The organism is Paraflavitalea soli, assembly GCF_003555545.1.
Lineage (GTDB): Bacteria > Bacteroidota > Bacteroidia > Chitinophagales > Chitinophagaceae > Paraflavitalea > Paraflavitalea soli.
The window spans coordinates 1487243-1508765 of sequence record NZ_CP032157.1 but is presented as its reverse complement, the minus strand read 5'-3'; the positions used below and the strand labels follow the sequence as shown (position 1 = coordinate 1508765).

At 47.5% G+C, this 21523-nt stretch carries 19 protein-coding genes; 8 read left to right on the top strand and 11 right to left on the bottom strand.

Annotated elements, in window-relative coordinates; translation table 11 throughout:
• Positions 1 to 28: 28 nt before the first annotated feature.
• From D3H65_RS05705 to D3H65_RS05695, 3 genes are read left to right on the top strand one after another with little or no spacing between them, the layout of a single operon-like run.
• Positions 29 to 2770: an Ig-like domain repeat protein gene (locus D3H65_RS05705; RefSeq protein WP_119049340.1), complete on the top strand. Its 2742-nt coding sequence runs from the start codon at positions 29 to 31 to the stop codon at positions 2768 to 2770.
• A gap of 2 nt (positions 2771 to 2772) precedes the next feature.
• Positions 2773 to 3015, top strand: a complete 243-nt coding sequence (locus D3H65_RS05700; RefSeq protein ID WP_119049339.1) for a hypothetical protein — start codon at positions 2773 to 2775, stop codon at positions 3013 to 3015.
• The gene (locus D3H65_RS05695; protein WP_162915427.1) at positions 3015 to 3404 is read left to right on the top strand and encodes a DedA family protein; all 390 of its coding nucleotides are present in this window, start codon (positions 3015 to 3017) and stop codon (positions 3402 to 3404) included. Before D3H65_RS05700 ends, D3H65_RS05695 begins: the two co-directional genes overlap by 1 nt.
• Before the next feature lie 10 nt (positions 3405 to 3414).
• Here the strand turns inward: D3H65_RS05695 and D3H65_RS05690 are convergent, their stop codons facing one another.
• The 5 genes from D3H65_RS05690 to D3H65_RS05670 form a co-directional block, all read right to left on the bottom strand.
• On the bottom strand, positions 3415 to 4761 hold the full coding sequence (locus D3H65_RS05690; protein WP_245999689.1) for an alpha-L-fucosidase: 1347 nt from the start codon (positions 4759 to 4761) through the stop codon (positions 3415 to 3417).
• Between the two features lie 160 nt (positions 4762 to 4921).
• Positions 4922 to 6694 (bottom strand): T9SS type A sorting domain-containing protein, encoded by a 1773-nt coding sequence (locus tag D3H65_RS05685; RefSeq protein WP_119049336.1) that lies wholly within the window; start codon positions 6692 to 6694, stop codon positions 4922 to 4924.
• A gap of 34 nt (positions 6695 to 6728) precedes the next feature.
• On the bottom strand, positions 6729 to 7493 hold the full coding sequence (locus tag D3H65_RS05680; protein ID WP_119049335.1) for a hypothetical protein: 765 nt from the start codon (positions 7491 to 7493) through the stop codon (positions 6729 to 6731).
• A 277-nt stretch (positions 7494 to 7770) separates the two neighbouring features.
• Complete coding sequence (locus D3H65_RS05675; protein ID WP_245999688.1) at positions 7771 to 9840, bottom strand: T9SS type B sorting domain-containing protein; 2070 nt, start codon at positions 9838 to 9840, stop codon at positions 7771 to 7773.
• A gap of 156 nt (positions 9841 to 9996) precedes the next feature.
• Entirely contained in the window at positions 9997 to 10449 is a 453-nt protein-coding gene (locus D3H65_RS05670; RefSeq protein ID WP_119049334.1) for a cupin domain-containing protein, read from the bottom strand.
• 141 nt (positions 10450 to 10590) lie between these two features.
• Between D3H65_RS05670 and D3H65_RS05665 the strand changes: the two genes are divergently transcribed.
• A complete protein-coding gene (locus D3H65_RS05665; RefSeq protein ID WP_119049333.1) occupies positions 10591 to 10890 on the top strand; it encodes a hypothetical protein in 300 nt (99 codons plus the stop codon).
• A 65-nt stretch (positions 10891 to 10955) separates the two neighbouring features.
• Here the strand turns inward: D3H65_RS05665 and D3H65_RS32800 are convergent, their stop codons facing one another.
• From D3H65_RS32800 to D3H65_RS05655, 3 genes are read right to left on the bottom strand one after another with little or no spacing between them, the layout of a single operon-like run.
• The gene (locus tag D3H65_RS32800) at positions 10956 to 11129 is read right to left on the bottom strand and encodes a hypothetical protein (protein WP_162915300.1); all 174 of its coding nucleotides are present in this window, start codon (positions 11127 to 11129) and stop codon (positions 10956 to 10958) included.
• The gene (locus tag D3H65_RS05660) at positions 11126 to 11593 is read right to left on the bottom strand and encodes a DUF6934 family protein (RefSeq protein WP_119049332.1); all 468 of its coding nucleotides are present in this window, start codon (positions 11591 to 11593) and stop codon (positions 11126 to 11128) included. The genes D3H65_RS32800 and D3H65_RS05660 overlap by 4 nt, the downstream gene beginning before the upstream one ends.
• A 15-nt stretch (positions 11594 to 11608) precedes the next feature.
• Entirely contained in the window at positions 11609 to 12286 is a 678-nt protein-coding gene (locus D3H65_RS05655) for a hypothetical protein (RefSeq protein ID WP_119049331.1), read from the bottom strand.
• A 378-nt stretch (positions 12287 to 12664) separates the two neighbouring features.
• Here D3H65_RS05655 and D3H65_RS05650 point away from each other — a divergent pair, with 378 nt between their 5' ends.
• Positions 12665 to 13171, top strand: a complete 507-nt coding sequence (locus D3H65_RS05650) for a hypothetical protein (protein ID WP_119049330.1) — start codon at positions 12665 to 12667, stop codon at positions 13169 to 13171.
• 6 nt (positions 13172 to 13177) lie between these two features.
• On the opposite strand, the gene D3H65_RS05645 is transcribed toward D3H65_RS05650, so the two are convergent.
• Complete coding sequence (locus tag D3H65_RS05645; protein ID WP_119049329.1) at positions 13178 to 14173, bottom strand: helix-turn-helix transcriptional regulator; 996 nt, start codon at positions 14171 to 14173, stop codon at positions 13178 to 13180.
• A 105-nt stretch (positions 14174 to 14278) separates the two neighbouring features.
• Between D3H65_RS05645 and D3H65_RS05640 the strand changes: the two genes are divergently transcribed.
• A complete protein-coding gene (locus D3H65_RS05640; protein WP_119049328.1) occupies positions 14279 to 15007 on the top strand; it encodes a siderophore-interacting protein in 729 nt (242 codons plus the stop codon).
• Between the two features lie 98 nt (positions 15008 to 15105).
• Positions 15106 to 17544 (top strand): outer membrane beta-barrel family protein, encoded by a 2439-nt coding sequence (locus D3H65_RS05635; protein WP_119049327.1) that lies wholly within the window; start codon positions 15106 to 15108, stop codon positions 17542 to 17544.
• A 1-nt stretch (position 17545) separates the two neighbouring features.
• On the opposite strand, the gene D3H65_RS05630 is transcribed toward D3H65_RS05635, so the two are convergent.
• Together D3H65_RS05630 and D3H65_RS05625 are read right to left on the bottom strand one after the other, a co-directional pair.
• Entirely contained in the window at positions 17546 to 19177 is a 1632-nt protein-coding gene (locus D3H65_RS05630) for a sodium/sugar symporter (RefSeq protein WP_119049326.1), read from the bottom strand.
• Between the two features lie 190 nt (positions 19178 to 19367).
• Positions 19368 to 20255, bottom strand: a complete 888-nt coding sequence (locus D3H65_RS05625) for an inositol oxygenase family protein (protein ID WP_119049325.1) — start codon at positions 20253 to 20255, stop codon at positions 19368 to 19370.
• A gap of 160 nt (positions 20256 to 20415) precedes the next feature.
• Between D3H65_RS05625 and D3H65_RS05620 the strand changes: the two genes are divergently transcribed.
• Entirely contained in the window at positions 20416 to 21414 is a 999-nt protein-coding gene (locus tag D3H65_RS05620) for a LacI family DNA-binding transcriptional regulator (protein WP_245999687.1), read from the top strand.
• The last annotated feature ends 109 nt before the right edge of the window (positions 21415 to 21523 follow it).

Sequence of the window (21523 nt, the reverse complement as noted above, 5' to 3'; positions counted from 1 at the left end):
ATTCTGTAATCCTTAATTCATTTTAACTATGGCAGTTTTAATAAGTGTTAACGATAACTCGGTGGGCGACGGTTTCCTGCTGGCGCCACTGGACTCGACCTACGAAGCCACCATCAAGCTGAAGACCGATCCGGCAACGCCTACGGCTACTGTAACACTGCAGGCCTCACCAAATCCTGCAGGGCTGGTATTTTCGACGGTAGGGCCGATCACGATCACCCCTGTTGAAACGATCGTAACAGTACATGCCATGATGCAAAGCAGCTCGCGTGGTGATACAACGATCCAGGTGCTGGAAGGAGCTGTGGTAGCAGCGAGTTTTTCCGTAACAAGCATCAGGAATCCTACCATCAACTTCAAAGGCCGTTTTGAAGTGCGCTTTGCCACCGACAACAACTGGTTCAATTCGAACCCGCAGTATACAGCTGCTGTCGATGTGATTCCCGCTCCCCGTGGCTGGACCTGGGCGCTGGAAGGAGAACCACCTTTTGTACCAGCGTCTGCTGTGCCTGAGAATCTCGACACGACGGGTTTGGGCCGTGTAATACGACTCAACAATCCGATCTCGCCACGTTCTCATGCCGCACCGGTGGTATCGACGGTTAATTCTATCTCAGGTCAAACGGCCTCAGGCACCGAGACCTTTACAACAGGTGATGCATTGATCGGTCAGCCGGTTGATTTTGGACCCGATACCTATTTTGCGGGCAACTATACAGGCGACCCATTGAATCCTTTTAAACCAGGTGATCCTACTCCGGAAGAGTTTTGGAATGCCGGGGCAGAGCCGATGGCCCTGTTCCAGTTCAAGCTGGGTAATCCCTCTCTTTATTTCAGGGGAAAATCAACTGTGGGGCCTTTTGTAGCCAAGTCGACGACTGTCGATACACACACGCGTACGCCGGACAGACGCCCTATTGCCAACGGCATTGTACAGGTACCCGCGGCTGATATGACGGAGTTTGGCCTGCCCGATGTGGTCACTTTCAGTGAAACACGGATCGACCTGCTGTTGCTCGACTGGGATGCATTGCCGGCAGGCGACTCAACCACGCGGCGCAACCTGCGTCGTCGCATCAGCCACTTGCTGGGTGCGGTAAGCACCACTAAAAGGTCCGCTGTTCAGGCTGCCTACCCGGCAACCTTTAATGTAAGAGGGGGGACGCTAACTATAGACTGGGATGGCGGTGGACCAGGGGTAGGCAATTGGGATTTCAGGGAAGTGTATACGGGAAAGGTAGATACAGACCTCCATGCACTGCCAGGGGGCTCCAGCGTGATCGACTATATGCGGCAATACTTTTCTTTCGACTTTGTATGGCGGCCATTTGCTTTCCATTCAGACGAGCTTTGCGGCCATCATAAAGGAACTTTCAAAGGCACGCCCATGATGACGGGCAACCATATTGGCGACCCGCACGTGAAGACGGTGAATGGCATTAGCTACGATTTCCAGGGAGTAGGTGAGTTTACGCTGTTGAAGGACGGCAACAGGATGGAGGTACAGGTGCGGCAAACACCGGTAGCGGCTGCCAACCCGATCACAGATAGCCATAGCGGTATCAGAGCCTGCGTGAGCCTCAACACCGCAGTGGCCATACGCGTGGGATCACACCGGATAGCCTATCAACCGGGGCCTTCCCGCGAAAAGGGAAGACTACAATTCTTCGTGGATGGAAAGCCGGCTCAATTGCCCACCCAGGGACTTAATCTGGGCGGTCATTTTGTGACCACCTTCGATGCCAATGGAGAGACAGGGCTGCGCGTTTACTACCAGGATCAATCCGTGGTAACAGTAACACCCGCTTTCTGGAATCCATACAATATATGGTACATGAACGTAAGTGTTACGAATACACTGGCCAGCGAAGGGGTGATGGGACATATACCGGGTAAAAGCTGGCTACCCAGGCTGCGCAATGGACAAGATGTTGGTCCATTACCAACCAGCCTGCAAGACCGGTATAACATGCTCTACAAGACCTTTGCTGATTCCTGGCGTGTGAAGGATAGCACAAGCCTGTTTGTTTATGCAGCGGGCACTTCCACTGAAACGTTCACTGACAGGGATTGGCCTGCCATCCAGGCGCCCTGCAAAATGAAGCCCGAATTTGAGATCCCCGGCGCTCCCATACTCGAGGGTATGCCGATAGAAAAGGCAGAGCAGGTATGCAAACTGGTAACGGACGATGACCTGCATCAGCATTGTGTGTTTGATGTGGCCACTACGGGGGATGAAAGTTTTGCCAGGACCTATCTCTTTGAACAGCAGCTCAGGCGCAGTGGTACTAAGATCGATCTGCATGTAATGGACCTTCCCAATAACCCGGACCGCAAGCCGGTTGAACCGGATCAACCACCCATCAAAGGGCCATCGGGCAAACTGGTCAAGGCGACAGTTGCCTCTATTGTACCAGACAGTCCGGCGCCTAAAGGAAAAGTTGTTTTTTATGCAGACGACAAGAAGGTTGGCGAGCCGGTACCGGTAGACGGGCTGGGAAGGGCCAGGTGGAAAGTAAAGGGGCTGGATAAAGGAACGCATTATGTCAGGGCAGAGTTTGTACCAGACGACAAAAATGTAAATCATAGCAGCAGTAGTGCGGTGTTAAAACTTGATCTGATAAAAAGCACTATCGATCAAAAGGAGGAAGGCCCCCAACCGGGCACGGATGGCGGCGGCGGCAAGGATGGTAGTCTTTTCGGCCGCTGGTATATCTGGGTGATCCTGATCCTGCTGTTATTACTTATCTGGTGTCTGTTTATGAAGTAACTATGAAAAAACTATTGTCACTATTCGTATTCTTTTCCGCGACTGTTATTATTGCTTTTCTTCTTTTTTCGAATATGGAAGAAGCTATTAATACCAGGCTCGGTCATCAACAGCAGATCGCCTCTTATTCGGCGCTTAGTTTTATTTTTTTAGTAGCAGATATAGTATTGCCCATCCCGTCGAGCCTGGTAATGATCCTCAATGGGAAAATGCTTGGCTTTGCGGGAGGGCAGTACTTTCCTTAGTGGCCTCCCTGTTGTCTTCGTCTATTGGATTTTACCTGGGACGAACGACCTCCCGGGGTTTTAACCGGTTCTTTACAGCTAAAGAAATACAGCTGGGTAATTCCATGTTCGACAGGTATGGCGATATCTCCATTGCCGTGTCGAAAGGAATACCCGTATTGAGTGAGGCCGTATCCTTTTTATCGGGCACCACTTCTATTTCATTCAAAAGATTCTTTTGTTATTCCTTGATGGGGCATTTGCCGGTATCGGCGATCTATGCTTTTGTAGGCAGCTATGCCGGTTCGCTGAATAGCTACCTGGTTTCGGGAGGCGTGATCCTTGCTACCATTGCGTTGTTTTTTGTATTCAGGATGGTGATCGGCAGGAAGATAAAAACAGCGGTATGACTATCCCTTGCTACTGAAGCCCGCCATGCCCCTTGTACAATTGTACAGGTTCATCCAGCTTCACTGCCAGCACGGTCATGTATTCGTCCTGCACAGCAGGCGGCACAGTGATGTATACCAACCCGGGCACGGGGCTCCAGGATATCTTGCCTACTATTTTATGCGGTACTGTTTGGCTGCTGCCCACTACCTGTATTTCCCTGATCTTGTTTTTCAATCCCTTGATCATTACCTGTCCTGTGGCCTTTGCCGGCAGGAACAAATAGAGAGTAGCAGAATCCTTGGACAAAGTGGTGGGACCATAAAAGTGTCCTTGCGGGATACCTCCCAGGGTATTGAAGATCGCTTCGGCATGTTTCTTATTCCATTTGCCGAGTTCTTTCAGGAGCTTTACTTCCTGTGGAGGTATCGTTCCATCTTCTTTGGGACCGATGTCCAATAACAGGTTGCCCCCATTGCTGATGGCATCGGCAAAAATGGTAATGACCTCATAAGGCGTTTTCCAGGCGGTATCCTGTGGTTGATAACCCCAGTTATTGTTGATGGTCATACACAGCTCCCACCAATTGAAGGCGGGTCTGGTGACCGGAAAGTTCTGTTCGGGCGTTTCATAATCACCATAGCCCTGCAGGCGGCTGTTGAGGATGGCGCCGGGTGTTTCTTTCAGGATACTCCGGCGTACCGCTTGGGCGTCCCATTCTGCAGCGGAATGCTCCCAGTCGCCATCAAACCACCAGAGATCAGGGTGATAAGCCAGGCTGAGTTCATTGATCTGTGCCTCGTAGAATTTCCGGAATCGCTCCCACCGCTGTGGTTCTTTATCCACCTTATAACGGATGCTGTCGCGCAGAAAGGCCGGATAATCGGGATGACTCCAGTCAATGAGGGAGAAATAAGCGCCCCGTTTAATCCCTTGTTTGTCCAATGCTTTGTAAAAAGGCGTCAATACATCGCGCCTGGCAGGGGTATTCTTTACAACGCTGTAGTGATTTTCCTTTGTGGGCCACAGGGCTACGCCATCATGGTGCTTGGTGGTCATTACCGCATAGCGGGCGCCGCTTTCTTTGATCAGCGCTGCCCATGCTTCGGGATCATATCGGGTGGCGGTAAACCCCTCCAGTTGCTTCATATAACCGGTATGGCTGATCTTTTTATTATAGAAGCTCCAGCTTTCATCTACACCGTACACGGAATAGATACCCCAATGGATGAATATACCGAGTTTGGCATCGGCAAACCATTGCATTTTGGAGCGTATGGAATCGGGATGAACTTTAACCTGTGCTTTTGCAGTGAGGCTGGTTACCAGCATAAGGGCCGGCAGTAAAAAGGATGGTCGTAGCAATTTGTATGTCATAGTAGACTGTGCATTTTCTCAGTGCCAACTGCTGGCAGGAGCCAAATGTACAATTTTACATGGCTTTCCCACGTTTTGCAAGAAAATTGGCACCATCGATTGCGCAAGGGCTACGACTTGCTAAAACAGCGAAATGCTATAGTTATTTTTCTACTATGCCCTATTGCTTTACTACCTTCTCTGTTTTCAATACCTGATTATTATCAACAACGATCACCGTATATATTCCTTTTGACCACTGCTGCGTGTCGATCTGCAGCAGACTGCCACTGGCATGTGCTTTTACCATTTGCTGACCTGTTACGTTAAACACTGTTACCTGACTGCCTGCACGGACATTCCTTACAGTTAGTATACTTTGAACAGGATTGGGCGTAATTAATATTGATGGAGCGCAGCTTGAAGTAAGACTGATAATGGAACTGTATGCATACCGGTCATCTTTATCAACCATAAGAAGCCGGAAATAGTTAGTGCCATTGTTGATCCTGGAATAATTATAATCGTATGAAGCACCGTTGCTGTTGTTCTCACTACTTAATTCGCCTACAGGACTGAAGTCAACACCGTTCGTACTGTGTTCAATAACAAACTTCAGGCTATTGCTTTCAGAAGCGGTTTTCCAGGTCAACCTGCCTGAACAGTTCACTACCTGGCCGTGGAAACTGGCGAGCGTTACCGGCAATGGGGAGAGGAGGTCGCTTGCTTTGCTGAAATAACCGGTGACATCTCCTGCTGAAGCGGGCAAGGTGTACACAGCGCAATGGGTGCTTAGCGGAGAACCGCCATCAGTTTGTGTACCAGGGCTCCAGGCGCCGGAACCGGTCTGTTGGGTTACAAAGGCGGTACTGTTGGTAAACAGGCTTCCATCAGTTCCGGTACCGGAGGGATTGGTCACCGCATTATGCTGTAAACAGATATTGGCAGCACCGGCTGTAGCAGCATATACCTGCCAGGTGCGGTCTATGCCTTCAGCAGGCACTGACTCTGAAGACCCGGAATTGGCATAGGTTTTCACCTGTACATTGTAGTCATTGGCAACTCCGGAAGTATTGGTGAGGGTGACCGGCGTATAGTCATTTTCTGCCTGACCCACCGGGAAAGTAAAAGCTGCACTGTTGGCAATGCCTTCTTTTTTTAATACACCTGTACCATTGCTCATGAAATATCCTTCATAGGCATTGATGGCATTATGTACATAGCTGCCTGTGGCCGACAGGATGAAGTTATTGTCATTCAGGACTACATGGCCTCCGGCGGCTGCAAAGCCGAAAGTGCCGCTGAGGCGTATACCTCCGCTGCCGGCAGCGGCCGAATTATCGAGGTTACACAAAGAGACATTGTTGGGATTGTAATTGGTGATGTTCACATCCATATCCACGCCGCCACCATCTGCATATTGAACAGTGTTACTGGTGGCGGTATAAGCCGTGGCATTACCCGGATAGCGCGCACTGCCGCTCACCGGGTCTGCAGCATTGATAGCAGGTCGCGGCATAATGAAAGACACGATGCCTGCACCACCGGCATTGTTGACCACAGCACCAGGCTGATTGATCCATTCCTCCCCATAAAAATAGAAATTGCCGCCGTTGTTAATGGTTAGTGTTGAGCCGCTATTGATATACACATTACCGTATACAAAAAGTTTTCCGCCGCCGGGGATAACAATAGAAGAATTATTGCTTAGCCGCAGGTCGCCGTTGATGTATAGATTACCGCCGATGGTCATGGTGCCCCCGTCGCCATTAGCAAGTCCGCCATCCTGTACCCAGGTGGAGCCAGGGCCGGAAAAAATGATAGTGCCGCTGGTAGCAGTGGCGCCGCCACGAGCCGCGTCAAAAGGCGTTGCCGCCGTGACGGGACATTGGGCAGCGAGCTGGCTACCCGCTACAAGCATAAGCAGTAACAACAGGTAGAAATATCGTTTCATATAAATATGTTGAAATGATTTCGTTTATCAGGCATCATTGCTTTAAAATGGATAAATAAGTACGTAATGGATCAGCTCCGATCGCAATAGAAGTATTGCCGGGAATAGAATAGGTCAAATGGCTGCCCACTATACTTACCTGGTCACCGGCATTCAAATAATAATGGATGGATGCTGTAGCGGAACCGCTTCCCGGTGGATCGCCGGCCACAACGCCGCCTGACACCTGCACAGCGGAGGTTCCGATGGCGACATCAGCACCATTTATCCTGATGGCTATATGTTGGAAAGGGGTGCGGCTGCTGTCACCTCCGCTAACACCGGTTTGAAAACCTGTGCTGATGCTGTACCAACCCTGCATGCCGGCGGGCACGGTAAATACACTTCCACTCCAGGCGCTGCCAAAATTATTGGTGGTTACCGCCCAATCGGTAATGACTGCAGAGCCGTTGATCAATTGTGTGCCGCCGCTTTTTACAAACAACCCCGTAGGAACAGACTCATACCTCACCCAGCGTGCGCCATTGTTAAAATAGATACCTGCGCTAACGTTATTGGGACTAGTACCGGCAGTGGCCGTATTGTATACTACCATGCCTGCCACATGGGCTAACAGCGGAGCCGGGTTGTCTGCCGCAGTAAGCGCTACACGGTTCAGCAAAAGGCCCTTGTTGGCAGCTCCAAGTTCCAGGCTCGCATTGGCATTGGGAGTGCTGGTGCCAATACCAATATTGCCTGTTTGCGCCTGGATACTGCAAAAACAAATTGATAGTGTTATAAACAGAAACAGGTTCTTCATATTATGTTGATTTATGGTTACGATCTTATCAGACAGGCATGCATCCGGTTGGAATAATGACCTTATTACAGCGCGGCAAAAAATGAAGGGTAAAATTCAAAGGGTACGGATATTCATCCAGAGGACTTTTGCATTCTCCTGTTGTAAAAGGCTACATGTAAAGTATTTTGTTACCGCAAATTACAGTCATGCAGTATGATTCCTTGTAGAAAGGATTCAATATCTGTGTAGGATTCTTACTACAATTGTAGATGTATGTGGACACACATTATAGCTGCTACCGTATTAGTGTAGTAGCACCTTTCTGGAAGACCTTTTCTTTGGTATCGCTATGAATGAAACTCAGTGTCCATACATAGGTGCCGGATGGTTGCTTTTGTCCGTTGAAAGTACCATCCCACCTTTTCTTCCAATCCTTTGTTTCAAAAACAATTTGTCCATACCGGTTATATACCTTGAATTCAAGTTGGGTTGCCTTGAATGCATTGAGGGGATACAGGAAATCGTTGTTGCCATCGCCATTGGGACTAAAACCATTGGGAACAGTGATATAACAGGATGTAACAACTTCTATCTGGTGGACGGCGGTATCCAGGCAGTGCTTATCGTTCTCAACGATCAGGCGCACGGGATACAATTTTGTTCTGGCCAACGGACGGGCATAACGCTGCTCGCCGGGCTTTTGCTGGGTGCTGGTATTACCATTGCCAAACGTCCAGTTCCACGCAATCAGCTTACCAATGCTGCTATCGGTAAAAACAGCAGGATCTTCAGGGCACAGGAATTCAGGATAACCAAACCTGGCATCCATCGCATTATCCAGTAATACAATGGCTTCTGTACTATCGGAACAAACGCCATTATTGACGGCAAGCCGTATCCTTTTGCTGCCGAAAGTGGGGAAAACAAATACAGGATTTTGCTGGGTGCTGCTGCCCACATTATCAAAGTTCCACGACCACTGCTGCACATTATTGGCGCCGGGATGGAAGCACTCAACGGTATCTTTTTTACAGCCCCATAATATATTGTAGGTAAAATCAGCATTCACAGTATCGTAACTCACAAAGTTCAGGGTTGACCCTGCAGGCGTTTCCATACCGCATTCATCAATAAGGGTATTGCCATCACTGCCACGTCTGAGTTGGAGCGTCCAGGTACCGGCAGTTTGTATGGGACCGGTGAGCTGTATTTTGATAATCGTAGAGAGGCCATTGGTACAGGTACCGGATGCACCTTTTATGCCTACCGGCAGGCCATTGATGACAAAATCGCTGCCATCGGCAGCAATAGAATTACAGCGCATATTATTCTTAAAAACCAGTTGCAGCTCTGCAGGCTCGCAGGCTATGGGCTTGATACTGTCCATGGGTGTTGGCACAATGGGGTATACCGTTACAGGCACTTTTTCTCCCACCGGTATTTCCCGGTCACAAATATCTCTTAGCGTATTGCCTTCATTGCCCATTTTCATTATAATATCATAGTTACCGGGTGCAATGATACGGTCCACGGTGAGCACTACACTATCCATATCAAAACCGGCATTACATCCGATCCCCACGGCTGCTATCACATTGCCTGCTGCAGGCGCCAGCGACCAATCACTTCCATCAGCGGCCAGACTGCCGCATTTCATTTTCTTGTTCAGTTTTACCCGCAGCACCGTTCCGCCACAAGCAGCTGTAGCGCTTTGCAGGGCGGGTAATTTGGGATCGGTGATCACAGCTGTCCCACCGCCAAAAGACAATTTGTACCCGCTTTGAGAATCCGTAAAATGGCTGATCAGCAGCAGGTAGGTATGTCCTTCAATAATATTGGGCGATTTGGCAAAAGTGGGTTTATTATCGGCGGGATCGGAACCGCATTGAATATTGTTGACACCGCTGGCGGAAGCCCCGGTAAGACCATAGGTACCCGCCCAGTTGCCCGTCACCACCAGGCTGTTATTGGTAAAGACCTCATTGGGGTCCTTGCCGGTAATATCATAGAGCATCCAGTCATAATCATCACCCAGGTCGTTGGGGGTGATCAGGAAGGCAAGGGAACCGGAAGTAAAGCAGGTGAAGCGATACCAAAAGGGGTTTTTATCGGAATAGCCACCCGTACCGCAGCCCGGTACATTGATGGTGTGTGATTCGCAAATAGGTACATTGGTCTGGCTGAATGCAGTGGACCCGCAAACGGGAAAAGCCGTAGATGGGCTTTGCCCCAGGGTGGTGCAGTTTTGGGCTAATAAGCGGTTGGATAACAATAAGATCAGTGACAATACAACAACTCTCCATTGCATAGGCTTATTGACCCGCAAAAACAGGATATCGTTGCAAATAGTAGAAAATTTCAACATAAGCAGGTCCCCCTATATTTCTTTTGCTGGTTACTGGATACGATACGGCCCAGGTGTACCAACCGTTGGGGACTAAGATAGCAGATTAATATTTAAACGGAAGTTAATAGGAGACCTTTGACGGGCTCGTATCGACGAAAGGCATATTTCACCACATTAGTTGCCTGTCTTCGGCGTTTTGGCCGTCTTCCATTTTATCACATGATAAGTGGCCTGGGTGGTCCCCACATTTTTGATGCTGTGCAGCTGATTGGATGATTGGAAGATCACCGAACCCGGCCCTACTCTTTTCACCACCCCATTGACCAGGGATTCCACTATTCCTTCTTTGATGATGACGAGCTCTTCATCGGGATGTTTGTGTGGGGCATGGGGAGACTCACCGGGATGGAGGGTAGTAACATGGCATTCCAGTTCATCGAGCGTTGGCGTGGGGGCCTGGAAGAAGGCGCGTGATTCTCCGGTTTTGGTAGGTTTCACCGGGATGGTGGTCCAATCGAAAACAGAGGAGGTCATTTCAGCTTGTTGGTTTTTATGGGCTACAATGGCGAGGGGAATACACATCACTGCCACGGTGATGGCTACCAGGGTAAGGTCTCTTTTAGTCATGTTTTTTTCTTTGTACTAAAGATAACGTACAATTTCTATCTGGTAAAAATACCGGGGAGGCTCATAACTCTACTATTGACTGCCTTTGCAAAAGGGACTACTTTTATCGTCGTCAACGTTCACCTTTACAATATCCATCCTATGATATTACCATTACTACCTGCAGCGCGGTTCCTGCAGCTATCACAACGCATTACTCTGTACCCCAGCCTGGTCACAGAGCGGCGCTTTTGGTTGCAATTGTATAATATTGAGCGGGGTGTATTTACCATTTATTTTTATACCCTCAGTGGAGTGCTGCTGTTTAAAAGCTTCCTGGCACATAAAGAGCATTTCTCTACGCATACCATTTGTTTACCTGTCCTTATCAGTACCGGTATCTACAAAGTAGCTGTTTGCTGCGGGGATTCTCATTATCTGCAAACGATTGTTATCCGGTGAAGGGCATCCTTAGCAAAACAAAAAAGCCACCTGTTATGGTGGCTCTGCTATATCTTAATGTAAGGTTATTTTACGTATCGAAACTTTGTATTGGCCAAGATCTTATTGGCCCGTTCAAGTTTTTCAGGGAAAAGAACTTTATCAGAAAGTTTGTCAAGCTCTTTGCTAACCGTGATCTTCATTCCCAATGAAGCTGCTTTCTTAGCAGCTCTTTCTTTATTACTCTCTTTCGGTTTCATATTACAAAGATAAGTTTTTTTCTTACTAAAAAAGCAACATAATCCCGTCCCTTTTCAAAGATAACATCCAGAAAATCACCTCCTTCGCTCAAAACTTCAACTATCTCATATTCAACTATTAACTCCTCGTAATTTAAAGTTATAGCCATCCGGTAAAGTCTTGTTCTTTCAGGCGTACTACCTGCAAAAAATATCCATTTATCCGGGTATGCTTCAAAGAAGATCTTAAGTATAGAGACTACGGTAGCCAATATTTTATTCATATCTTTATTATCATTCCTTGCCAAATCATCTATACTACCATCTTCTTTCTTATTTCCAAATGCCAAGTTTACGATTGCTTCATCTTCTGTAAGTGTAAATTGAACTATTTTAGAAATTGCCCCCTTAGGACCAATGCTGGTGAATTCATACACCAGGTTATTATTGGCAATTATTAAATCCGTATACTTTTCGTACTTCATATATCTTCGAAATCGTTATCCAGTGACTACTTTTATAACCGCCATGGCATTTATATACCGGGAAGCAATGGGCGCTCCGGGAATGCCGCCGCCAAAAAATTCAACGCCAAGGGTAAGTATAACCGGATGGGTATTGCCCGGCGGAAGGTGTAAGCTAAAGTTGATAGACCTGGTGGTGGTATCATTCGTTAGAATGTGCTGGCTTTGCTGTATTACCGTTTTCGTATCACGGTTTTCAAAATCAATAGCCGTAGCACAGGCAATAAGGCGGTAGTCATCTGCACCAGATTGCGTGTCGACCATCGTAATAGCATTGAAAAAAGGAATATGGATCCTGAATAAACCTGCGGCATGGTCCAGGTAGAGGTGCCAGGGTGCATACAAAGTATCAGCCAGTAATTTGTTGCGGTTGAAATTGAACCCTTCCAGCATGGGCAATGCTTCCGGCGTGACTATACGCTCGCCCCTTGCCCTTACAGGATCGCTGTGGATGATGCGGACCATCCGCTTCGTTAACCTGCCTGAAACATACCGGTCGCTGATAGGTTGCAATACATCATTGAATGCCTCACGCACCAGGCGATTGGCTTCACCCGCCCGGCCAAATTCCGACATATTCTCTCTTGTTCGTCCAAAAGCCGCTTCCTCGTGGATCCGCTTCTTAGTGAGTTTGTTTTTGTTTTTCCTGGTCATAGAAGAGCCTGGGCGTTGATGTGACAACTTCCATCTCAGGCCATATACGGGATATACCTTCTGTCAGATTGCTGTACGAGACTGCAAATCAAGATAGTAGGCGCTATTTCGGGTTTTTGTAATTGCACTGAGCATTTGAACGATTCATTCCAATAACGTTGCTATCTCTTTAATATAGTGCCAGTTATATAAGGAACAAAGACACCTGAATATTCTTACGACTTGCACTGTATAGGCCAGGCCAGTGCAAGTCGTAAGCATATTCAGTGCAATTACAATAGGCCATTTAGAGGGTATCACCCTAGTTTGGGATTTATCAGACAGGACCCGTTCTAAGCCTGATTGTATGGAAATACCTACCCTGTGCATCTCAATTTCATGAGACTTCCTAAGTTATTCTATACACCCGGGCTGATCAGTTTGCTGGCATTGCCGCTGCTGATCATGTACCTGGTTACCCCTTTTGGAGAACAACAGTATGCTATCAGGATGTTTTTGCCGTCGGACGAGAAGCCCCCAAAAGGGCAGCTGAGGTTTTCAAAGTATAGCGTATGGGAAGCGGCTAAAAATAAGAAGATCGTTGAAGTGCAGTTCTTTTTTGAACCTCATAGCCAATTCGATCAGTTTAACCAACGTGCGAAACTTGATTTTGTCCGCCGGGAAATTGAAAGGCTGACCATTACGCATGATACCAATTCGGTATTGAAGCTAGAACTGGGTGAAGGCATTACTTATGGTGAGCTGGTATGGATATTTGACCAACTGATGATCTATGGGGTAAAACGATATGCCTGGACGGATGACAGCTTTTACATTTTTGCCAATGAACCGCAGGTGCGCCCGGAGCCGCTGGAAGAGATCCACACGAGGCTGTTGGATCTTTAATGCTGCTTACCACTTCACTTTGCCGGGTGTAACGCCAAACTTCTTCCGGAATGCATTGCTGAAGTGCTGCACGGAAGAGTAGCCCAGATCGTCGGCCACTTCTTTGATGGCCCTATTTCCCTGCAATAATAATTCCCGCGCCTGATCGAGCTTGTAATCACTAAGGTAACCGTATACCGTATTGTTGAACACCTGCTTAAAACCCTGCTTCAATTTGAACTCATTAATACCTGCAATTTTGGCCAGTTCGGTGAGGGAGGGCGGCGCAATAATATGCTGCAACAGGTATTCACGGGCATACAGGATGCGGTCCTTGTCATGGGGGCCGGTAACCATATGAGAGGAGGTTTTACCCAGGGCATCTTCATACATCTGGGCCTGCAGGGAAAGCAGTTCTATACATTTGGATTGCAGGAACAACAGCTTAAGGCCACCTGTACAGGTACAATTCATCATATCCCGGATGCACTGGTACATATTAAAGGAAATGGGCAGATTCTCGCGGCTTAGTTGGGTGACCTTGCCATTTTCTATCATCTCGGCAAAACGCCTTAAACCCGGACTGCCTGATTGGGCCAGCTGCAGGAAAAATTCGGTAGTAAAGTGTACTTCAAAAAACTTGTAGCGTTCGTGCTGCACATAATCCCCTATTCCCATAAAATTGGGCATATAGTGCATATTGTGTTCATTTGCCTTGAAATGGTATTGCCCGCCATTCAGGTCATCCATCATCATACCACTACCGGCAAGGGTGAAATGCATTTCTACCAGGTCATGGTGATCCAGCATTTCAAAATGAAGTTTCCTTGTTCCATGTAACTGCATATCGCCATAAACAATATAAACGCCGGAAAACGCAATTCTTACTAATTCGGCATCCCCAAATGGGAAACTGAAGATCTCCCGTTTTTCAGTGACGAGGGGCTTGTGAATGTGATCGGTGTAAAAAGTATCGTTCAAGGTGAAATCTATTCCCTGACCATCTCTAACGGTGACTTGCATAAAATCCGTTTGGTGTAAACTTTTATCCGTTTGGTATAAATATAACCAACGAAGGGGTTGATAGTTTTGTAAAGTTAATATTCAGTTCATAAATATTATTATACCATGCCTCAGCTCCCCAAATACCTGGCAGATATTATGCTCGCAGTAGCCAATCCCTGGCTGCGCCATGCAACGGTATCGCATACAACGATGCTTTCTGATGAACTAAAGCTCGTCACTTTCAAAGGAGACTTCGATCATGAACACTTTTTGCCGGGCAAGATTGTCCAATTCAGGGTAGATGATACCAATTTCCGACATTATACGCTGGCTTCTTTCAATAAGCAGCAGGGCCAGTGCTCCGTGCTTTTTTACCTGCATGGCAAAGGGCCTGGCAGCCATTGGGCCACCAACCTGGAACCTGGTATGGAAGTAAGGTTTCGTGCAGGTCAGGGTAAACTAAAGTACAATGACCAGGGCCGCCACCATTTCTTTTTCGGTGATGAAACAACGATCGGCCTGTACAACTGGTATAAGACGACGGCCCTGGCCTGCAGTCATGAATACTTCGGCATATTGGAGTTGCAACCTCAACATGAAAAAGCCCTCCATTCGCTAAAGATCATGGTCGATAATGTGGATGCAGCGATGGATGCGCCTGCTGTGAATGCGATCAACTGGATGGAAGATATGCACCCGGATTGCTGGGCCAACTGGAAAGGGGCCACATTCTACCTGGCGGGCAGGGCTTTGTCGGTAAGCCGGTTCCGGAAATACCTGTTGAACAAAGGTGTTGATGCCAGCCAGATACGCACAGATGCCTATTGGGCGGATGGGAAGAAGGGGTTGTGAGACCCACCATCATTTTCGGGCGACCTTTCATCACATTGATTCCCTAAGTACGAAGTAATTCGTTAACCTTTATAGCTGTAACCCGCAAAGCTACAGCCATGAAAAAGTATTTTCTTCCCATTATCCGGGCAGTTATGCTGCTCATTTTGCCCGCGTGTGCATTTTCACAAACTACCCGAAAATTGTCAGGTACAGTGTCAGATAGCAGCAAGCCGCTTGCTTTGACCACTGTACGCATCTTCAAAAAGAATAACACGATTCCCTTACAAACAACCTTATCAACAGAGAACGGCAGCTTTCAGCTCAACAAACCCGATACAGGAAGCTATACACTCTCCTTCACCCATACGGGGTTTGTCGAAATGCGGGTCATGGTCAATGTTACAATGAAGGAGGGGGATATACAGATCGACCCTGTTCAGCTATCAAAGGTCACAGGTCTGCTAAAGGAAGTAGTAGTTAGTGCACAAAGACCGATGGTGGAACAATCAGATGATAAGATCGTGTTTAATGTGGAAGATGATCCTACCAATAAAACAGAGACGGCCATTGACATCCTGCGTAAGACCCCATTTATAACAGTGGACGGAGAAGATAATATAAGGGTGAACGGGAAATCCAATTTCAGGGTATTGCTCAACGGCAGAGAAACCTCCATGTTTGCCAGGAACGTAAAAGAAGCGCTGCGGGGATTTCCCGGGGCATTGATCTCAAAGATAGAAGTGATCACCACCCCTTCGGCCAAATATGATGGGGAAGGCATCGGTGGACTGATCAATATCATAACCAAGAAAAAGGTGGCGGGGTATAATGGCTCCCTGAATACCTTCTCCAGGACCAGTGATAAGTTGAATAATTTCTCCATCAATGGCAATGCGAAGATGGGCAAGGTCGGCCTCAGCCTCTTCTTTAATACGGGGTTTGCTGATCCTGCCTTACAGCACAATACCAATACGACCACCCCATTCACCCAAAATATCTATAGCAAAAGAACACTGGATGGCGACCAATATGCCAGTTCAAAATGGAGTTTTGGCAATGCAGAACTAAGCTGGGAACTGGATAGCCTCAATACGCTCAGCCTGTATACCAATATAGACAGCTGGATGAACAAAACGATAAGTGATCAAACGATCACTACAGAATTTACGGCCCAGCCCTCTACGGTAAGTTATTATCACCTCAACAACAAGATCAATAACCCGGGCGTAAATGTGGGAAGCGATTATATCAGGAAGTTTAAAAAGAATAAAGAGCGGGAATTCAGCCTGCGTTTCCTGGGTGAGTTTGGAAAGAATGACGCCCAGCTCAACAGTTTCCAGGACAACCCTGGTACAGACCGGTACCTGGTCAATAACAGCTATGCTATTAATAATCAGTATACCCTCCAGGCGGATAATAGTATTCCCATAAAAAAGAACGGCAAACTGGAGGGAGGAGTAAAAGCCATCTTGCGCCGCGCCAGCTCCGACTTTAAAAGTCTTATCAAATACAATGAAGGGGAAAGTTATAAAACCAATTTCACCAACACGGACTATTTCAAATATGCCCAGGATGTGATCAGCCTGTACAGTATGTATAACCTGAAGCTGAAGAAGTCAAGTCTCCGCATTGGCGCCCGCGTGGAATACACCAATGTAAATGGCGATTTTACTTCCTCCAAAACGAAAGTAAACAACAGCTATACCACCCTGCTGCCCAATATACAATTCACCAACCGCGTGAGCCAGGTATCGACCCTGGTATTTACCTATACCAAGAGATTACAAAGGCCCTATATCTGGGACCTCAACCCGTTTGTATACAACAATGACTCGCTCAATATTACATTTGGCAACCCCGACCTGGGTCCTCAAACGGCGCACGCACTTTCTGCGCAACTACGGCTTGCCAAAGGAAATACATTTGCCGGTATCAATATAGAAGGAAGTTATAGTAACAATAAGATACTACAATACTCTTCCTTTGATCCGCAAACGGGTATTACCAAAACCACCAGCCTGAATATCGGGAAGGAATTTCAATCGAGCCTGAACCTGAATTTCAGTACGAAGATCACACCCAAATGGAACCTCTTTGTGAATGGCTCACTCCGTTACGCTACCGTAAAGAACAATTCCGATGCCTCACAATCCAATAACGGGTTTGGCTGCAATTTCAACCTCAATACGAGTTACCGTTTCTCTGAGAAGTTCACCATCAGCAGTTACCTGGGTTTGTGGCAGGAGCCACAGACGATCCAAACCACCTACCCCTTCAATACCTGGCACAATGTAGCTTTCAATTACAAAGTATTTAAGAATAAGATCAATATCTCTTTAAGAGCAGTGAACTATACGGAGAAAACACATGACTTCAAAAACATCACGAAAGACAAGAACTTCTACAACACAAATATCACCCGGCAGATCAGGCGTGGCGGCGTGCTGGCGCTGTCCTGGAACTTTGGCAAGCTCTCGGAAAACGTATCGAAAAAGAAAGGAGTGAACAATGATGACCTGCTTACGAAGCCTGCGTCATCTTCTGGCGGCAATTAGTTTACCAAAACACCGTATACAATGCAGCCAGAATACCCAATATGATAACCGACCCTACCATGAAGGCAGGTGATACTTTGAACATGCTTTTTTCAATAATAACGGGTTGCTCCCTACCCTCCTTACGCGGCCAGGCAAGACTCATGGCAATCATCACGGCTACAATGAGCACAAAGACGATGGTCATACGATCGAGGAAAGGATAATCCGGAAAAGCGCCATTGGTCCAGGAGGGAAGGAATTTCAATAAGGTAGATACCGGTATGGTCAATAAGGTGCCTGCCAATGCAGCGGCGCCGGTTGTCTTTTTCCAGAACAGCCCCAGCAGGAAAATAGCCAATACACCCGGGGATATAAACCCTACATATTCCTGGATAAACTGGTAAGCCTGGTCCAGTGAACGCAGGGCCGGCGCTACTACGGCAGCAATCAACATCGCAATAATAACGGCCCAGCGGCCGGTACGCACCACCTGCTTTTCGGTAGCATCCTTGTGGAAGAACTTCTTATAAATATCCAATGAAAAGATGGTAGCAATACTATTGGTCTTACCCGCCAGGGAAGCCACTACCGCAGCAGTAAGTGCCGCAAAGGCCATACCTTTTAAACCAGCCGGCAATAAATTCATCAAAGTGGGATAAGCATGGTCGGGCTTTATAGCGCCGGTAGCATCCACCATTTCCTGTTGGAACATACCGTGCTGGTGCATTACATACATGGCAATACCCGGCAATACGGCGATCACGGGTATCAGTAATTTGAGGAAAGCGGCAAACAGTATCCCATTGCGGGCCGTTTTCAGGTCGGCGCCCAGTGCCCTTTGGGTGATGTATTGATTGCATCCCCAGTAACTCAGGTTGTTGATCCACATACCACCAATGAGTACAGACAAACCGGGCAGGTCTTTATAATAAGGATGGTCTTCTTTAAAGATCATATGGAAATGAGAATCGGCCTGCTGGCGCAATAAAGAAAGTCCTTTCAACACGTTGGTGCCATAACCAAACTTCTCCGACAGCAAGGTAAGGGCCAGGTAAGTGGTGATCAATCCACCGGCAATGAGCACCAGCACCTGGATCACATCGGTATAGCCAATTACTTTCATACCACCCAGGGTAACGATGACGGAACAAATGCTCAACCCGGCTATACACCAGCCAAAACCAATACCGGTAATGGAAGTAATGGCGATAGCGCCCAGGTAGATGATGGAAGTAAGGTTTACAAATACATAGACCAGCAGCCAGAATACAGCCATGATGGTACTCACTTTATCATTGTATCGCTGCGCCAGGAACTGGGGCATGGTATAGATCCTGTTTTTCAGGTAAAGGGGTATAAAGAAAATGGCTACAATGATCAGGGTAGCCGCCGCCATCCATTCGTAGGTGGAAATGGCCAGTCCCAGGGCAAAGCCCGAGCCGGACATACCAATAAAATGTTCTGCAGAAATATTCGAAGCGATGAGGGAGGCGCCAATGGCCCACCAGGTAAGGGAGCCTTCGGCCAGGAAAAAGTCTTTGGAGTCGGTAGTAGCTTTTTTCTTTTTGGTATAAATATAGAGCCCGTACAATGACACAAGGACAAAGTATACCAGGAAGACTATATAGTCAGCAGTTTGTAATTTATTCATAAAGCAGCATTACTGATGGCCTGTACAGCAACAAGGTAACAAACTATTGCTGTACGTAGGCCTTCAGTTTCGTGATGATCTGATGTGACGGGAATATCTTTGAGGTATTAGCCTTTAGGTATTAGCTGTCAGGGCGTTTGCTTCGATTGGCTAGCAGAGCTAATACCTAATAGCTAAATGCTAATAGCTATTAAAACTTTAACCTTTCGGGTAAATATTTATTCGCCAGTTCCTGGTAATAAGGGCGCAGTTTATTCCAGTCGGGCGGTGTTGGATTCTTAGAATAGAGATCGTATGGGTTGAACAGTTTCACCCACTTCAGCATTTCCCGGTCGTGGTCATCCAGCAGGTAGCTGTACTCCCCTTCCCGGTGCCAGGCATAGAAAGAGTGGTAACGCAGCATGTACAATGCTGGCTCGGGCAAATAATCTTTCATCATCTGGTATACATACTCATCATGCCCCCAGGACATATCTACATTGCGCAGACCACAGCCCTCTTTGTACACCCCCAGTTTGGTATTGTACCGGCTATCGGAATAATCGGGATTGTTGGCAAAAAATTCGGGGAACACGACTTTGTTGGAATAGCCGCAACCCACGGGGAAAGTATCACCTACTACGGCCCATTGGGGCTCACCAAAGAGGCAAAGCACTTTACCCATATCATGCATAAGGCCTACCATCACCATCCAGTCCGGATGACCATCGGCACGGATGGCTTCGGAGGTTTGCAGCAGGTGCTGAAACTGGTCGAGGTCGGTATCAGGATCAGAATCATCTACCAGTTGATTGAGGAACTGGAAAGCATCCCATACGGGCATTTCCTTTTTATCAAACTTTAGGTAATTGGCTCTCTTTTCCTGTACAAATTCGTAGGTCTGATAAGTATGGTTGAGCCTGTAAAACTCCCGTACGGTGTCGCGTACCGGTGTTTCATAGTTCCTGTATTCATCTGTTTTTTTGGACGTAGCAATGGATTCCGGATCGGGATAACGTTCCAATACATCGTCTTCCCACTCGTCGAGACTCTGCAGTGGATTTATTTCAGCTTCTGTCAATTTGTTGACTGGTGTCATGTGGCTAACAATTTAATGGATAATCAAACGGTATTCGCTACCTCTAATTTGCATCGAAATCAGCTGACGTGCTCATATTACAGGATATTTATTTACGAAACCGGTTGCGGGGAAATAGCTACATTTGAGTCATACTCAGGATAATATGGCAAATATCAGCATGAAAATGTTGGCTAAGGAATTAAGGCTTTCAGTGTCAACAGTCTCTAAGGTATTTACGGATAGCCATGAGATCAGTGAGCAAACCAAAGAGAAGGTGCTTGCCCTGGCCAAGAAGCTCAATTATGTGCCCAACCCTTATGCCAGCAGCCTGCGCAAAAGGCAAAGCAAGACCATTGCGGTGGTATTGCCGGAGGTGGCAGACAGCTTCTTTTCGGTGGCCATCAACGGCATCGAATCGGTGGCCCGGGAAAAGGGATACCATGTCCTTATTTACCTGACGCATGAACTGCTGGAGCGGGAACAGGCCATCCTCACGGATTTCCAGAGTGGCCGGGTAGATGGTGTATTGATCTCTGTATCGAATGAAACCTCCACCGACCAGCATATCACGGAAATGATGCAACGGGGCATACCGGTTGTTTTCTTTGATCGGGTATGTGAAGAAACGGCTACTACCCGCATTACCACCAATGACCGGGACAGTGGTTATCTGGCGGCTCAACACCTTATTGAGCAAGGCTGCAAGCGCATCGCCTACCTCACCATTTCAGAAAGCCTGTCCATCAGCAGGAACCGGCTTACAGGATGCAAGCAGGCACTGGCCGCCCATCACCTTCCCTTTCGCGACAGCGACCTGGTACTGTGCACAGATAATGAAGCAGAGAACCTCGCCATCATCAAAGCCCTGCTGGAAAAAAAGAACGGACCAGACGGGATCATAGCTTCTGTGGAAAAACTCACCGCAGCGGTATACCTCGCCTGTAAAGAACTAAAGATTGCCATACCCGGCAAAGTAAAAGTGATCAGTTTCTCCAATCAATCTACAGCTCCTATTTTAAATCCTTCACTCACTACTATTACCCAGCCCGCTTTTGAAATGGGCAAAATGGCCGCCACGGTGCTGTTCAACAGCCTGCGGAAAACACAGGCCCAATTGAGATCAGAAACCATCGTGGTACCCTCGGTGCTGGTAACCCGGGAATCGACGGGGAAATAAGCAGCAAGCCAGCTGCGAGCCTCGAGCTACGAGCCAGGAACTTTTGCTTCGATAATTTCAACGAACTAAAAAGCGGCAAACCGCAGGCCAATTGCCCGCAGCTTGCCGC

Coding starts and splice junctions, on each gene's coding strand:
- D3H65_RS05705 (WP_119049340.1), top strand. CDS start 29: ATGGCAGTTTTAATAAGTGTTAACGATAACTCGGTGGGCGACGGTTTC.
- D3H65_RS05700 (WP_119049339.1), top strand. CDS start 2,773: ATGAAAAAACTATTGTCACTATTCGTATTCTTTTCCGCGACTGTTATT.
- D3H65_RS05690 (WP_245999689.1), bottom strand. CDS start 4,761: ATGACATACAAATTGCTACGACCATCCTTTTTACTGCCGGCCCTTATG.
- D3H65_RS05685 (WP_119049336.1), bottom strand. CDS start 6,694: ATGAAACGATATTTCTACCTGTTGTTACTGCTTATGCTTGTAGCGGGT.
- D3H65_RS05680 (WP_119049335.1), bottom strand. CDS start 7,493: ATGAAGAACCTGTTTCTGTTTATAACACTATCAATTTGTTTTTGCAGT.
- D3H65_RS05675 (WP_245999688.1), bottom strand. CDS start 9,840: ATGTTGAAATTTTCTACTATTTGCAACGATATCCTGTTTTTGCGGGTC.
- D3H65_RS05670 (WP_119049334.1), bottom strand. CDS start 10,449: ATGACTAAAAGAGACCTTACCCTGGTAGCCATCACCGTGGCAGTGATG.
- D3H65_RS05665 (WP_119049333.1), top strand. CDS start 10,591: ATGATATTACCATTACTACCTGCAGCGCGGTTCCTGCAGCTATCACAA.
- D3H65_RS32800 (WP_162915300.1), bottom strand. CDS start 11,129: ATGAAACCGAAAGAGAGTAATAAAGAAAGAGCTGCTAAGAAAGCAGCT.
- D3H65_RS05660 (WP_119049332.1), bottom strand. CDS start 11,593: ATGAAGTACGAAAAGTATACGGATTTAATAATTGCCAATAATAACCTG.
- D3H65_RS05655 (WP_119049331.1), bottom strand. CDS start 12,286: ATGACCAGGAAAAACAAAAACAAACTCACTAAGAAGCGGATCCACGAG.
- D3H65_RS05650 (WP_119049330.1), top strand. CDS start 12,665: ATGAGACTTCCTAAGTTATTCTATACACCCGGGCTGATCAGTTTGCTG.
- D3H65_RS05645 (WP_119049329.1), bottom strand. CDS start 14,173: ATGCAAGTCACCGTTAGAGATGGTCAGGGAATAGATTTCACCTTGAAC.
- D3H65_RS05640 (WP_119049328.1), top strand. CDS start 14,279: ATGCCTCAGCTCCCCAAATACCTGGCAGATATTATGCTCGCAGTAGCC.
- D3H65_RS05635 (WP_119049327.1), top strand. CDS start 15,106: ATGAAAAAGTATTTTCTTCCCATTATCCGGGCAGTTATGCTGCTCATT.
- D3H65_RS05630 (WP_119049326.1), bottom strand. CDS start 19,177: ATGAATAAATTACAAACTGCTGACTATATAGTCTTCCTGGTATACTTT.
- D3H65_RS05625 (WP_119049325.1), bottom strand. CDS start 20,255: ATGACACCAGTCAACAAATTGACAGAAGCTGAAATAAATCCACTGCAG.
- D3H65_RS05620 (WP_245999687.1), top strand. CDS start 20,416: ATGAAAATGTTGGCTAAGGAATTAAGGCTTTCAGTGTCAACAGTCTCT.